This window comes from Rhodococcus sp. BH4 (assembly GCF_002079265.1).
Classification (GTDB): domain Bacteria; phylum Actinomycetota; class Actinomycetes; order Mycobacteriales; family Mycobacteriaceae; genus Rhodococcus_F; species Rhodococcus_F qingshengii.
This window is the reverse complement of the sequence record NZ_CP014941.1, coordinates 4,535,739-4,548,998: the sequence shown is the minus strand read 5'-3', so window position 1 is coordinate 4,548,998 and position 13,260 is coordinate 4,535,739. Positions and strand designations below refer to the sequence as shown.

At 61.4% G+C, this 13,260-nt stretch carries 10 protein-coding genes and 1 tRNA gene; 10 read left to right on the top strand and 1 reads right to left on the bottom strand.

Features of this window, described 5'->3' with window-relative positions:
- Positions 1 to 34 precede the first annotated feature (34 nt).
- Positions 35 to 105, bottom strand: a tRNA-Gln gene (locus A0W34_RS20775).
- A gap of 154 nt (positions 106 to 259) precedes the next feature.
- Here A0W34_RS20775 and A0W34_RS20770 point away from each other — a divergent pair.
- From A0W34_RS20770 to A0W34_RS20725, 10 genes are all read left to right on the top strand, one after another.
- The gene (locus A0W34_RS20770) at positions 260 to 913 is read left to right on the top strand and encodes a TetR/AcrR family transcriptional regulator (RefSeq protein WP_003946303.1); all 654 of its coding nucleotides are present in this window, start codon (positions 260 to 262) and stop codon (positions 911 to 913) included.
- Positions 914 to 1,102: 189 nt separating this feature from the next.
- Positions 1,103 to 1,744 (top strand): ScbR family autoregulator-binding transcription factor, encoded by a 642-nt coding sequence (locus tag A0W34_RS20765; RefSeq protein WP_003946317.1) that lies wholly within the window; start codon positions 1,103 to 1,105, stop codon positions 1,742 to 1,744.
- A 286-nt stretch (positions 1,745 to 2,030) separates the two neighbouring features.
- The gene (locus A0W34_RS20760; RefSeq protein ID WP_003946314.1) at positions 2,031 to 2,477 is read left to right on the top strand and encodes a holo-ACP synthase; all 447 of its coding nucleotides are present in this window, start codon (positions 2,031 to 2,033) and stop codon (positions 2,475 to 2,477) included.
- Positions 2,470 to 2,712 carry an acyl carrier protein gene (locus tag A0W34_RS20755; RefSeq protein WP_003946296.1) on the top strand — a complete coding sequence of 81 codons (243 nt, stop codon included), beginning with the start codon at positions 2,470 to 2,472 and terminating at the stop codon, positions 2,710 to 2,712. The genes A0W34_RS20760 and A0W34_RS20755 overlap by 8 nt, the downstream gene beginning before the upstream one ends.
- Positions 2,709 to 3,899, top strand: a complete 1,191-nt coding sequence (locus tag A0W34_RS20750; protein WP_081558198.1) for an acyl-CoA dehydrogenase family protein — start codon at positions 2,709 to 2,711, stop codon at positions 3,897 to 3,899. Before A0W34_RS20755 ends, A0W34_RS20750 begins: the two co-directional genes overlap by 4 nt.
- Positions 3,896 to 4,852: an amino acid--[acyl-carrier-protein] ligase gene (locus A0W34_RS20745; RefSeq protein ID WP_007728880.1), complete on the top strand. Its 957-nt coding sequence runs from the start codon at positions 3,896 to 3,898 to the stop codon at positions 4,850 to 4,852. The genes A0W34_RS20750 and A0W34_RS20745 overlap by 4 nt, the downstream gene beginning before the upstream one ends.
- Positions 4,852 to 5,838, top strand: a complete 987-nt coding sequence (locus A0W34_RS20740) for a DUF1839 family protein (RefSeq protein WP_081558197.1) — start codon at positions 4,852 to 4,854, stop codon at positions 5,836 to 5,838. The genes A0W34_RS20745 and A0W34_RS20740 overlap by 1 nt, the downstream gene beginning before the upstream one ends.
- 2 nt (positions 5,839 to 5,840) lie before the next feature.
- Positions 5,841 to 8,426 (top strand): glycosyl hydrolase 2 galactose-binding domain-containing protein, encoded by a 2,586-nt coding sequence (locus tag A0W34_RS20735; RefSeq protein WP_081558196.1) that lies wholly within the window; start codon positions 5,841 to 5,843, stop codon positions 8,424 to 8,426.
- A 128-nt stretch (positions 8,427 to 8,554) separates the two neighbouring features.
- Positions 8,555 to 12,181 (top strand): transcription-repair coupling factor, encoded by a 3,627-nt coding sequence (mfd, locus tag A0W34_RS20730; RefSeq protein ID WP_081558848.1) that lies wholly within the window; start codon positions 8,555 to 8,557, stop codon positions 12,179 to 12,181.
- A 7-nt stretch (positions 12,182 to 12,188) separates the two neighbouring features.
- On the top strand, positions 12,189 to 13,025 hold the full coding sequence (locus A0W34_RS20725; protein WP_030536281.1) for a MazG family protein: 837 nt from the start codon (positions 12,189 to 12,191) through the stop codon (positions 13,023 to 13,025).
- The last annotated feature ends 235 nt before the right edge of the window (positions 13,026 to 13,260 follow it).

Sequence of the window (13,260 nt, the reverse complement as noted above, 5' to 3'; positions counted from 1 at the left end):
TACATTCCGCTCGGGAAAGCATGTTGTTCACCAGCTCCGCCGCCAGGACTCGAACCTGAACTATCTGAACCAAAATCAGAGGTGCTGCCATTACACCACGGCGGATTGCCACGCATTGCCGAGCCTTGCGGCCGAACGCGCGAGAGAATAATCGCATGCCGACCCGCCGTAGGTCGAACCGCTCCTCCGATCGGGCCCCTGAAGTCCCGATAGGCTGAGCGTCCACAGCAGTGATTTGTGTGTCGGCGAGAGGAAGACAATGGCGACGGTGTCCGGTTCGGGTGGCGGGGATCCAGTTCCCGAACGAGTGACACGGATCCGGATGACCGGTACCCAACGTCGGCAACAGCTGATCGAGATCGGGCGGGCATTGTTCGCCGAACGGGGATACGAAGCGACCTCGATCGAGGAGATCGCCCAGCGCGCGAACGTGTCCAAGCCTGTCGTGTACGAGCACTTCGGCGGCAAGGAGGGGCTGTACGCCGTCGTAGTGGACCGGGAGATGTCGCGACTCCTCGAGATGATCACGTCTTCGCTCTCACAAAATCGCTCGAGAGTTCGAGTCGAGCGGGTTGCGTTGGCTTTGCTCACCTACGTGGAAGAGCACACCGACGGATTTCGGATACTCGTGCGCGATTCGTCCGTTGTCGCGCCCAGTGGGACATATTCGAGCCTCCTCAACGACGCGATCAGTCAGGTGGGCTACCTGTTGGCGGGGGACTTCTCCAGACGCGGTTTCGACCCCGGACTAGCAACGATGTACGCACAGGCGCTTGTCGGCATGGTGTCCACTACGGCTACTTGGTGGCTCGACGAACGGACTCCGTCGAAGGAAGTTGTCGCCGCTCACCTCGTGAATTTGTGTTGGAATGGGCTGACGAATCTGGAAGCCGATCCACAATTGGAGGGTTAACCAGGCGCGCCTGCCGCGCAGAGATGGATCGCGGTCTAAGCTGTGTTCGCTGTATCACGATCGTTTGATGGGCAAATGTCTCATTTGTTTGCAGGGTGGGTTGAATGCCGAACCGTGCCATCCATTTTGACGCTGTGAACGGGTAAGACCAAGAATTCGTTCGATGTGTGGTGATTGGAGGCCGGATCGATGGTGAGGCAAGAGCGGGCAGAAGCCACCCGTGATTCGGTGCTGCGCGGAGCAGCGGGTGTGTTCTTGCGCCTGGGCTATGCCAATGCCAGCTTGAGCGAGATCATCGCCGAGTCGCAGGTGACCAAAGGCGCCCTGTACTTCCATTTCGGGTCCAAGGAAGAACTCGCGCGGGCCGTGATCGACGAGGGTTCGGCACGTTTCGACGCAAAATGTGAGCTCTGGTTGGACCGTCGAACTCCCGCGCTCGAGTCACTGATCGGTATTTCGTCGGTCATCGTCGACATCGGTGCGCATGACGCCATGGTTAGAGCTACGTTCCGCTTGTTGGTCGAGATCGGGGACTATCGGGGCTCCGGGCCGGCGACTCTGGACGTGTGGCTCGACATTTACCGTGAACTTGCCAGCCGTGCGGCCGACGAAGGTGATCTGCGTTCGGACGCGGATTCTGCTGACATTGCTCGTTTCCTGTTGGAAGTTGCGTCGGGAGTTCGGCTGATGGCAGCCGCGACCGGGACCGTTCGTGAGCTTTCGGACTCTATGAAGGCATCGTGGAACCTGATACTTCCGATCGTGGTCCCGGAATCGAAAGTGGAGTACTTCAGGCAATTCGCGGCCCGTCGCCTTGCCAGTGATCACTGAAATCACTGGCTCTCCGCACTGCTCCTTTGGTCAATTTACTGCAAATGTCCTGGTAGGGACATTGTTCTCTTTGTTCTGCATTCGAAACAAACTAAGAGTATGTTTATAGTGTTGATGGGAATCTGAAAGTCCGATCTTGCCGTCAATCTTCGGATTGCGGTATGTTCTATCGGTAGCTGAAGAATTGCTGAGAATGAAGGTTTGTCAGGGCAGGGTGACGGCGTCGGCGCACCGGGCAGCATAGGGGGCTGCCCGGCGTGTACGACCCCAGATGGGGAGTCAACAGATGGGTGACACTGCGCCGACGCCGATGCTCGACATCGGCCCGCGGATCGGCTGTGACGTAGTGAACGTCGTGGATGTCACTCGAAGTATCGAACTCTTCGGGCGGAGGTATCTCGATCGGACCTTCACCCCGCACGAATTGCAGACGTGCGCCGGGCCGGCGCGGGATCAACGATTGGCTGCACGCTTCGCCGCCAAAGAGGCTGTGGTGAAGGTACTGCGGCCTGGTGACGTTCCCGTTCCGTGGAGTTCCATCGAAATCACTCGGGCCGAGTGGGGTGGCTGTGGGGTGACACTGTCCGGTAATGCCGCGGAACTCGCGCGGGCCCAGGATCTGCACGATTTTCAAGTATCTATCTCGCACGAAGCGGACGTGGCCATCGCAATGGTGATCGCAACACGCTCGGGCGCTCGCATCGAAAAGAAGGACGACATCGCTGATGATTGATCAGGCAATTCGGAAAGTGCTCGTCGAGCACGGTCGGCTGGCAGTCGACGTGAGCACGATCGACGGAGAGGCCGATCTTTACGAGTTGGGTTTGACGTCGCACGCGAGCGTGAATGTCATGTTGGCGCTGGAGGATTCGTTCGACATCGAGTTCCCTGACGAGTTGTTGCGGAAGAGTACTTTCGCAAGCGTCAAGGCGATCGAGGGTGCGTTGACGGAGTTGGGTGCTGCATGAACGCTCCGCAATCGCAGTGCTCCACCGGAACGGCCCTCGAGCGGGCCGCACGGTTGGCCGACGAAGTTGCAGCGGTGTGGGCCGACGAAGTCGATGCAGAAGCAAGGTTTCCGCGTGAAGCTGTCGACGCCATGCGAAGCGAACGGCTGCTGTCCGTAGCTGTGCCGAGGGAACTAGGCGGCGAAGGGCTCTCGCTGCAGGAAGTGTCGCAGATCGCCCGTGTGATCGGAACACGCTGTGCAGCAAGCGGAATGATTTTCGCGATGCATCAGACGCAGATATACTCGTTGGTCAAGCACGGCAACACCGAAGCACTACGCGAGTTTGTCGCAGAAACGGTCGACAAGCAATTGCTGTTGGCATCGGCAACCACTGAGCTGGGAATCGGTGGTGACGTCAGCCGGAGTTACTGCGCGGTGGAAGACTTGGGCGGTCACCTGCTGTTGATCAAGAACGCGCCTGTCATTTCGTACGGTGAACACTCCGACGCGATAGTCGTGACGGCTCGGCGAACACCGGAGAGTCAGCCGAACGATCAGGTTCTCGTGGTGTGTCGTACCCCAGACCTGACGCTCGAACGCACCACCGAGTGGAACACGCTGGGGCTGAGGGGAACTTGCAGTCTCGGTTACATCCTTCGGGCCACTTCGACGCCGGAGATGGTCGCCGACGTACCGTATTCCGATATCTCCACCCACACGATGCTTCCGGTCTCGCACGTCGTCTGGAGTTCGGTGTGGTTGGGAATTGCCGACGCTGCAGTCGAGAAGGCGCGCAAGTACGTGCGTGCCGCCGCCCGCAAGCAGCCCGGGGTCACTTCCCCCGGAGCGCTGCGGCTCGCCGAAGTTGCCGCTTCGGCACAACAATTCGCCGATCTCGTCGGCGCCTCTGCACGCAGGTACGACCGCGCAGTCCACGCGGAGGAAGGCGTTGCCGATTTCGAGGCGACGGGAGCGGTGGGATTTTCGCTCGCAATGAACAACCTGAAAGTCACAGCGTCGACAGCGGTGGTGGAAATCGTGGGGCAGACAATGTTGATCTGTGGAATCTCGGGATATCGCGAGGACACCGAATTCTCGCTCGGTCGGCACCTTCGTGACGCGCACGGCGCAGCGGTGATGGTGAACAACGATCGAATCATGGCAGGTTCAGCGCACATGGCTATCGGATACCGGGGAACGCTATGACGAACGAGACTGTGACGACCGAGACTGTGACAGGCGAGACCGATCTGGATCGGGCCCGGGCTGCATTTCAACGTGAACTGCTCGTCGAAGGACTTCTCGTCGAGACGGAGGTGCCGGGACTCTACGGGCGTTCCGGAGTGTTCGAGGACATCGTCGACGGTATCGACCGAGTGGTGATTGCAGCGGGGCCAGGCGACGCCGCGACTCGGCTGCGGTTCCCGCCGGTGTTCCCGCGGAGCAGTTTCGAGCGCACCGACTACATCGCTTCGTTTCCCAACCTCACCGGCGCCATCAACACCTTCGCCGGTTCCAATCGCGATCACGCGCGACTGCTGGCCGATCGCGCCGAGGGACAATCGTGGGACCGCCACCTCGAGCCGACCGAGACCATGCTCGTGTCCGCAGCGTGCCATCCTGCCTATGCGCGGTACACCGGAGTTCTGCCCGAAGGCGGCGTGCTGCTGGACATCTACGGTTTTTGCTTCCGGCACGAACCGGCCATCGATCCGGCTCGCATGCAAGCGTTTCGGATGCACGAGTTCGTGACGATCGGTGACGCCGCGGCAGCGCGAGCGCATCGCGAGCACTGGATCGAGCGGGGGCTCGAGGTGCTCGGCCGGCTCGAACTCGACGCTACCCCGGTGATCGCCAATGATCCTTTCTTCGGGCGCGCCGGAAAGATGCTTGCAGCCAACCAGCGTGAAGAGAATCTCAAGACGGAACTGACAGTTCGGCTCTACGGAGATCTCGACGAGGGCACGGCGATCGTGTCCTCGAACAACCATCTCGACCATTTCGGTGTCAACTTCGACATCCGAACGGCGGAGGGGGAGGTGGCACACAGCTCGTGCGTCGGCTTCGGGATGGAGCGAATCGCGTTGTCCTTGTTGCGGACTCATGGTCTTGACGTGGCTGCATGGCCAACCTCCGTTCGTGAACGAATGGGCATCTGATGTCACGGCTCATCGACATTTCACCTGATCGCTACCGGCCCCATTCGTTGCACCAGGACGACCGCGTGTGGGCGCAGACCAACTGCTACACGGATCTGTGGATCGAAGTGTTGCATTCGCTGGGGTTGGACCCCGTCCCGGCATTGGCATGTGCCTTCTCATCGCGGTTCGACGGGACTCAGTGGACGTTCCTCAAGCTCAAGGCCGAGGACATCTACGCGCTGTACGGAATCGAAGTCGCCGAGATGAACGTCTGGCGGGCACCGCTGATCCATGTCGAGGACAACCTCGCGGTTGGGATGCTGTCGACGGTTGAAGTGGACGGATACTGGCTTCCCGACACTCTTGGAACGAGCTATCACGAGGGGCACACCAAGACCACGATCGTGCCCAATCGGATCGATCGCGTTGCCGGCGAGCTCGAGTACTTTCACAACAGCGGGTACTACTTGCTGCGAGGCGACGATTTCTCCGGCGTCTTCGATCTCGATCGTTCCTCACTTCCTTCGTTCGTGCCCTATGTCGAACAGATCAGGTTGAATCCGGTTCACGCGACCAACGCCGGAAACATCGCCGAAGTGGCTCGGCGGAATGTAGCGGTTCGAGCGGTGGGTAATCCCGTGCGAGAGCTGGGACGCAAGGTGATCGAAGACCTCGAATGGGTGCAGGGGGCGGGTATGGATGCCTTTCACCTCTGGTCCTTCGGGCTACTTCGTCAGTGCGGGGCCAGCGCGGAGCTGGCTGCCGACGCCAGCGAGTTCTTGGACACTGCAGGTTTCTCCGGGACAGGCGAAGCTGCGCCAGATTTCCGCAAAGTGGCATCCGGTGCCAAGAGCGTGCAGTTTCAGATGGCGCGTGCCTCCAGGGGTCGCGCGGTGGACCCGCGTGAGCAACTCGACGAGATGGCCGTGTCGTGGAAGAGGGCGATGGAAATCGTTGCCGACACAGTCGGCGTCGACTCGCATCGACACCTGAGGTTGGTCTGACAGTGCCTCGTTCGTCAGCAGACCTGCTGGCCGGCGCGATATGGCGATGCGCTGCAACCGAACCCGGATCCATATCTGACCCGGATGCCCTCGAAGCCGTGACCGAGTGGGTCGCAGCGTCCGTGCCTGGAACAGTCGTCGGTGCGTTACGTGCGGCGCAAACGGACGCCGGACGCACAAAGTCCGTTTCGTCGTCGTCTGTTTCAGAATCATCCGTTTCATCGTCGGACTGGTGGTTCGTGACTACCGTGGCCACGACTGGTGAGGGGTCGTGGCTGCTCCAGTTCGACGGTATGACGGCGTTTGCGGATGTCTGGATCGGCGGTGTCCGTGTCGCGTCCACTGAATCCATGTTCGCACCTGGGGAAGTGAGCATTCCGGCCGGAGTCGGCGCTGGTAAACGTGTCCAGGTGGCTGTTCATTTTCATTCTCTCTCCGCGATTTTGAGATCGAGGCGTCCCCGAGGGCGTTGGCGCTCGTCGATGGTCCGTGAACAGGGTCTTCGGTGGATCCGAACCACGATGCTCGGTATGGCTCCCGTGTTCAGTGGTGTACCGGTACCGGTGGGTCCGTGGCGGGGTATCCGCTTGTTGGACAAGGGGATTGCCGCCGTAGTTTCTGCTGTCAAGCATGCGAGTGTTGACGGCACAACCGGTCGCGTTGCCGTCAGTGCTCGGCTCACCGGATTGCCGGCCTCGCTGGAGTACGTGACCGTGCGCGTCGGCGAACACTCGCGGCAATTGGCTGTATCCGCCGGACCGGATGGATTTCTCGAGGTGTCCGGCGTCGTCGAAGTGCCGGACGCGCAGTTGTGGTGGCCGCACACTCATGGCACCCCGCGCACTTATCGGGTGACGATGGAAGCGCTCGGAGTCTCCGAGCATCTCGGTTCAGTTGGCTTCCGGACGGTGGAGGTCGACAGATCCGATGGTGGATTCCGTTTGTATGTCAACGGCATCCGGGTGTACTGCCGTGGTTCGGTGTGGGTGCCGACCGACCCGATCTCGCTTCAAGGCGACGCCGGCACCACTCGTGTCTTGGAACGCCTGGCAGAGGCGGGCCTGAACATGATTCGAATCCCGGGGACGATGGTCTACGAGAGCGACCACTTCTGGGAGGAATGCGCGCGGCTGGGCATTCTCGTGTGGCAGGACATGATGTTGGCGACGCTCGATCCGCCCGACACCGACGAATTCTTCGAACTCGTTGCCTCCGAGGTCACCGAGTTCTTGCACAGAGTGCGCGGAAATCCCGCTTTGGCAGTCTTCTGCGGCGGCAGCGAGACCGAACAGCAGCCGACCATGCTGGGCTTGGTCGATCAACACATCCCGCTCATTCATTCGAGACTGCCGGAGTTGATCTCGACGGTGGCACCCGAACTCGAGTACGTGACTTCGTCCCCCTCGGCGCCTCGCGGGGGCGAGCAATTGGCAACGCATGTCGGAAGCGGGGTCGCTCACTACTTCGGGGTGGGTGCCTATCGTCGTCCACTGGCCGACGTGCTCAGCGCGCGAGTACGTTTTGCGACCGAATCATTGGCATTTTCGATTCCACCGTCGAATGCGGTGATCGAGAACGAATTCGGTTCACTCGCCGTCGCGGGGCACCACCCGGCATGGAAAGCCGCGGTGCCTCGGGACAACGGATCGTCGTGGGATTTCGAGGATGTTCGGGACCACTACGTCCACGCGCTTTTCGGCGAAGACGCTCGTGAAGTCCGGTGGTCCGACCCGGAACGCTATCTCGACCTGGGGCGAGCAGCTGTATGTGAGGCGTTCGCATCGACGCTCGGATACTGGCGTCGCCCGGACTCTCGGTGCGACGGCGCCTTGACACTCGCACTGCGAGACCTGGAGCCCGGACCGGGATGGGGGGTCCTCGATTGGAGCGGCAGCCCCAAAGCTCCGTGGTTCGTGCTCCGTAGGAGCGCCAAACCGATCGCGCTCCTCGTCACGGACGACGGTATGGACGGATTGAGGCTCGACGCGATCAACGAGACCGCCGAACCTGTCGTCGGCGAGATCAGGTTTCGAGCGCACAGTCGGTCAGGTGTCGTCCCGGTCGACGTCGCGCTACCGGTCAAGGTGGAAGCGCATTCAAGTCTGACCTGGTCCGTGGACAGCCTTGTCGGACGTTTCACCGACCTCACTCACGTCTTTCGTTTCGGGGCGCGGACATACGACGCCGTCACCGTCACACTCGAAGACGAAGACGGCGAGATGGTGGACGAAGTGGTCCACCTCCTGGGTGGCTCGGCGCGGCCTCGCGAGCGATCGGTCGGACTTGTTGCCACAGCGCGCAACGTCGGTGACGAAGAGTGGGTAGTCGACGTCTCGACGGATGCTTCCGCCCAATACGTTGCCCTCGAACTGCAGGGCTTCGAGCCCGAAGACTCCTGGTTCCACCTCGCGCCGAACGGTCGCAGGACTGTACGCCTACGGAGAACCGGTCAGGCGACGAAAGTCATCGGTCGCGTTCGGGCGCTCAACTCGCATGTGAGTGCGGCCGTGGCGCCGCCGATCACTCCGGTCACACAATCCTCGCCGTCCAAGCGGACGTCGAAGAAGACGAGTGCTACGGGAAACTGAACGGATCGGACTGCGCTGCGAGATCGCACACCGATAGAATCGAACCGGCGCACAACTCTGCCTCGGTGGGGATATTGCGCTCGGGCTGTGCGTCCGCAACCCGTCATCACTGTTCAGGAGCGCGTTCGTTGACTTCCTTGTCCTCTGCCCAGACTGCGCTCGCTGGACTCGCCGAGGTCGCCCTCGCAGATGCCGCGTTCACTCCGGTGATCGAATCCATCGGATCGGCCGCCTTGGACATCGTGGCTCCGAAGCCGGCTCGGCCGTTCATCGCCGCTGCACTCGCCGCTCGCACGCCGGTGCTGCTGGTGACAGCCACCGGTCGTGAAGCCGACGATCTGACTTCGGAACTCACCGAGATGCTCGGTGGAGGAGTGGCGCAGTTTCCGTCGTGGGAAACATTGCCGCACGAGCGACTGTCGCCGAGCGCGGATACCGTTGGGCGACGGGTGGAGGTACTGCGCAGACTCGCCAGGCCAGACGACGCCTCGTACGGATCGCCTCTTCGGGTGATCGTCACCACGGTGCGCTCCCTCGTTCAGCCGATGGCGCCAGGCCTGGGCGAGATAGAACCGATCACGTTGCGCGTCGGCACCGAGATCGATTTCGATTCCGTTCTGGTTCGTCTGGTTGAGATGGCGTACAGCCGGGTCGACATGGTGGGAAAGCGTGGTGAGTTCGCGGTCCGTGGTGGCATTCTCGACTTGTTCTCGCCCACGGCGGATCATCCGGTCCGTATCGAATTCTGGGGTGACGAGGTATCCGAGCTTCGGTACTTCTCAGTTGCCGATCAGCGTTCGCTAGCGGACGTCGACGTCGATTCCGTGATCGCGCCGCCGTGTCGTGAACTGATTTTGACAGCTGATGTTCGTGATCGAGCTGCGGCACTCGCTGCTGAGAACCAGGCTGACGCGTCGTTGGTCGAGATGCTGGACAAGATCTCGGCAGGTATCCCCGTCGAGGGGATGGAAGCTCTGCTTCCGGTTCTCAAACCCGATGAACTGCAACTACTTTCCGATGTACTTCCCGAAGGGGCGCACATTCTTCTGTGTGATCCGGAAAAGGTGCGCACCCGCGCCACCGACCTGGTGCGCACCGGCCAGGAATTCTTGGAAGCATCGTGGACGGCGGCGTCGATCGGCGGCGCTGCACCCCTCGACACGTCGATCCTCAACGGCGGAGGAGTCGATCTCGGTGCCTCCGCGTACCGGTCGCTTCGTCATGTTCGCGAATCTGCCGAAGCTGCCGGCAGACCCTGGTGGACAGTCAGCCCGCTGGCGTCGGGAAACGGTGAAGAACTCGAACTCCCGGTGCATGCGGCACCGCAGGTGCGCGGTTCCGACGACCTGTTGGCCGAGCTGTTCGTCAGCCTTCGGGCGCACGTGAGCACGGGCGGTCGCGCGGCGATCGTGGTGGCAGGTGCCGGAACCGCAAGCCGCGTCGTGGAGCGACTCGGTGAAGCCGAAGTGCCCGCCAAGATGCTCGATGCCGGCGCTACCCCCGCCCGTGGACAGGTCGCGGTGCTCCGCGGATCACTGCACGACGGACTGGTACTCGCCGGCGACGACTCGACGCCTGGGATGGTGATCGTCACCGAGTCCGATCTGACCGGCAACCGCGTTGCCGCGGTCGGCGACGGAAAGCGCTTGCCGGCCAAGCGCCGCAATCAGGTTGATCCCCTCGCGCTGTCGGCAGGGGACATGGTCGTGCATGATCAGCACGGTATCGGCCGGTTCGTCGAAATGGTCGAACGCACCATCGGTGGGGCGCGTCGTGAATACCTGGTCATCGAATACGCGCCGAGCAAGCGCGGTCATCCGGGCGATCGTCTGTTCGTCCCGATGGAATCGCTCGATCAACTCTCCCGATACGTCGGTGGGGAGTTGCCGGCGCTGAGCAAGCTCGGTGGATCCGACTGGGCAAACACAAAGCGTAAGGCCCGCAAGGCAGTTCGTGAGATCGCGGGCGAGCTGGTTCAGCTCTACGCAGCGCGTCAGGCTGCTCCCGGGCATGCGTTCGGCCCGGACACACCGTGGCAGAAGGAACTCGAAGACGCATTCGCGTTCACCGAGACGATCGACCAGTTGACCGTTATCAGTGAGGTCAAGGCCGACATGGAGAAGCCGGTTCCGATGGACCGGGTGGTCATCGGTGACGTCGGGTACGGCAAGACGGAGATCGCCGTCCGCGCCGCGTTCAAGGCAGTGCAGGACGGCAAGCAAGTGGCGGTGCTGGTGCCGACGACTCTGCTTGCACAGCAACATCTTCAGACCTTCACCGAACGAATGGCGTCGTTCCCGGTGAAGGTGCGAGGGCTGTCCCGGTTCACCGACGCCAAGGACTCGAAGGAAATCATCGCCGGCATGGCGGAAGGTGAGATCGACATCGTCGTCGGTACTCACAGGTTGCTGCAGACCGGTATTCGCTGGAAGGACCTCGGGCTTGTGATCGTCGACGAGGAACAGCGATTCGGAGTCGAGCACAAGGAACACATCAAGGCGCTACGCACCCACGTCGACGTCCTGACGATGTCGGCTACCCCGATTCCTCGTACTCTCGAGATGAGCATGGCCGGGATCCGTGAAATGTCCACGATCCTCACACCGCCGGAAGAACGTCATCCTATCCTCACGTACGTCGGCGCGTATGCGGACAAGCAGGTTGCCGCGGCCATCCGGCGTGAACTTCTGCGCGACGGTCAGGTCTTCTACGTTCACAACCGTGTCAGCTCGATCGACAAGGCAGCCAAGAAGATCCGCGAACTCGTCCCGGAGGCTCGCGTCGTCGTCGCGCACGGTCAGATGAACGAGGACACTCTCGAAAAGACTGTGCAAGGATTCTGGGAACGCGACTTCGACGTGTTGGTCTGTACCACGATCATCGAAACCGGTCTGGACATCTCGAACGCGAACACACTGATCGTCGAACGCGCGGATTCGCTGGGCCTCTCGCAGTTGCATCAGCTTCGCGGACGCGTCGGGCGTAGTCGTGAACGTGGATACGCCTATTTCCTGTACCCGGCCGAAAAGCCTTTGACGGAAACGGCATACGACCGACTGGCAACGATTTCGCAGAATTCGGACCTCGGCGCGGGTATGGCCGTCGCGATGAAGGACCTCGAAATCCGTGGAGCCGGAAACGTTCTGGGCGCAGAGCAGTCCGGCCACGTCGCGGGGGTCGGGTTCGATCTGTACGTCAGGCTGGTCGGTGAGGCGGTCGAAGCCTTCCGGGCTGCAGCCGACGGCAAACCGATCACCATGGACGAGGGCACGAAGGAAGTCCGGATCGACCTACCGGTGGACGCGCACATCCCGCCCGACTACGTCACCAGTGACAGGCTCAGGTTGGAGGGGTACCGCAAGCTTGCTGCGGCAACTGATTCCGACGGCATCGCTGCCGTGGTCGAAGAACTGGTCGATCGCTACGGCCCACTGCCCGAAGAGGTTCGACGGCTGATCTCGGTGGCCAAGCTTCGACTGCTCTGCCGCGAGTATCAACTGGAGGAAGTCGCCGTCACCGGAACTCAGCTCAAGATCTCGCCTATGTCACTGCCCGATTCCAAACAGATCAGGCTCAAGAGGATCTATCCGAGCGCGCAGTACCGGGCAACGACCGGGCTCGTGCAACTCCCGCTGCCTCGCACCGGCGGAGTCGGCTCGGATCGCCTGCGGGACGTCGAATTGCTCCAGTACATCGCGGACTTCATCCTGGCGATTGACGGGCGCGCCGCCGGTGCCGTCCTGGTCGAGGCGTGAGCACACGGTGAACGAATCGCCCGTCGTTGTACTGCTCGATCCTTTGCGGCCGCATGTCTTTCCGCTGGAGGCGCTCCCGTTCCTGTCCGGCGCGATCGATATCGACCCGGACGTCCCCGACTCGGTACGCGGCGCACTGCCGGCCACGACACCCGGCGCCGCGGTGACTGTGATGATGGACACCGCCGAGCCGAAGATCGCGGCGTTGTCTGCCGCTGGGGTAAAGATGATTCGCGCCGAACCCATTCACGGCGATCGACTGGTGGAAGCGGCGTCGATCATGGACCGGTTGTGGAATCGCGGCGGTTGGGAGTCGACCCAGACGCACGAGAGCCTCTCCGTTTACCTCGTCGAGGAGACCTACGAGGTACTCGACGCGATTCGAAGCGACGACGAGAGCGATCTTCGGGAGGAACTCGGAGACCTGTTGCTTCAGGTGTTGTTCCACTCGCGGATCGCTCAAGCACACGGTGTTTTCGAATTGGACGACGTGGCCGGTGCATTGATCGCGAAACTCGTGCACCGCAGCCCGCACCTGGTCAGTTCCGGGGCGGTCGACATCGCTGAGCAAGAGCGGGCGTGGGACGCTTTGAAGGCTGCCGAGAAGGCTCGCGCGTCATCCATGGACGGCATCGCTCGGTCGCAGCCGCCGTTGCTCCTCGCCGAAAAAGTACTGAGCAGGGCCGCCAAAGCTGGTGTGATCGAAAGCGCCGATGAAGCTGATCTGGAAGCTCTGATCGAGCAGTGCCGACGCGCCGACACTGCACTCCTGGGCGCCCTGGACATGCTGATCGCCGACATTCGGATTCGTGAGGGAAGACGTCTCGAAGACGTGGAGGATTAGCCCACTTTGACGTAATTGCCCGGTAATCACCTGGCAATCGGAAAATAGCTTGGGCTTGGTGAGTGCAGTTGAAACAAACCTAAGGTATGTTTACGTACGAAATGAGCAACACTGGGTCGTTTTCTTGCATGAATTGGCCTTTGATCGGCGGTTATGTAGGGGGGTCCGATGACGGTTCATTTCTGCACTGCGAGCAGCGAGGTACGGCAACCGGCGGGGTGTTGCCGTACCTGGA

Coding starts and splice junctions, on each gene's coding strand:
- A0W34_RS20770 (WP_003946303.1), top strand. CDS start 260: ATGGCGACGGTGTCCGGTTCGGGTGGCGGGGATCCAGTTCCCGAACGA.
- A0W34_RS20765 (WP_003946317.1), top strand. CDS start 1,103: ATGGTGAGGCAAGAGCGGGCAGAAGCCACCCGTGATTCGGTGCTGCGC.
- A0W34_RS20760 (WP_003946314.1), top strand. CDS start 2,031: ATGGGTGACACTGCGCCGACGCCGATGCTCGACATCGGCCCGCGGATC.
- A0W34_RS20755 (WP_003946296.1), top strand. CDS start 2,470: ATGATTGATCAGGCAATTCGGAAAGTGCTCGTCGAGCACGGTCGGCTG.
- A0W34_RS20750 (WP_081558198.1), top strand. CDS start 2,709: ATGAACGCTCCGCAATCGCAGTGCTCCACCGGAACGGCCCTCGAGCGG.
- A0W34_RS20745 (WP_007728880.1), top strand. CDS start 3,896: ATGACGAACGAGACTGTGACGACCGAGACTGTGACAGGCGAGACCGAT.
- A0W34_RS20740 (WP_081558197.1), top strand. CDS start 4,852: ATGTCACGGCTCATCGACATTTCACCTGATCGCTACCGGCCCCATTCG.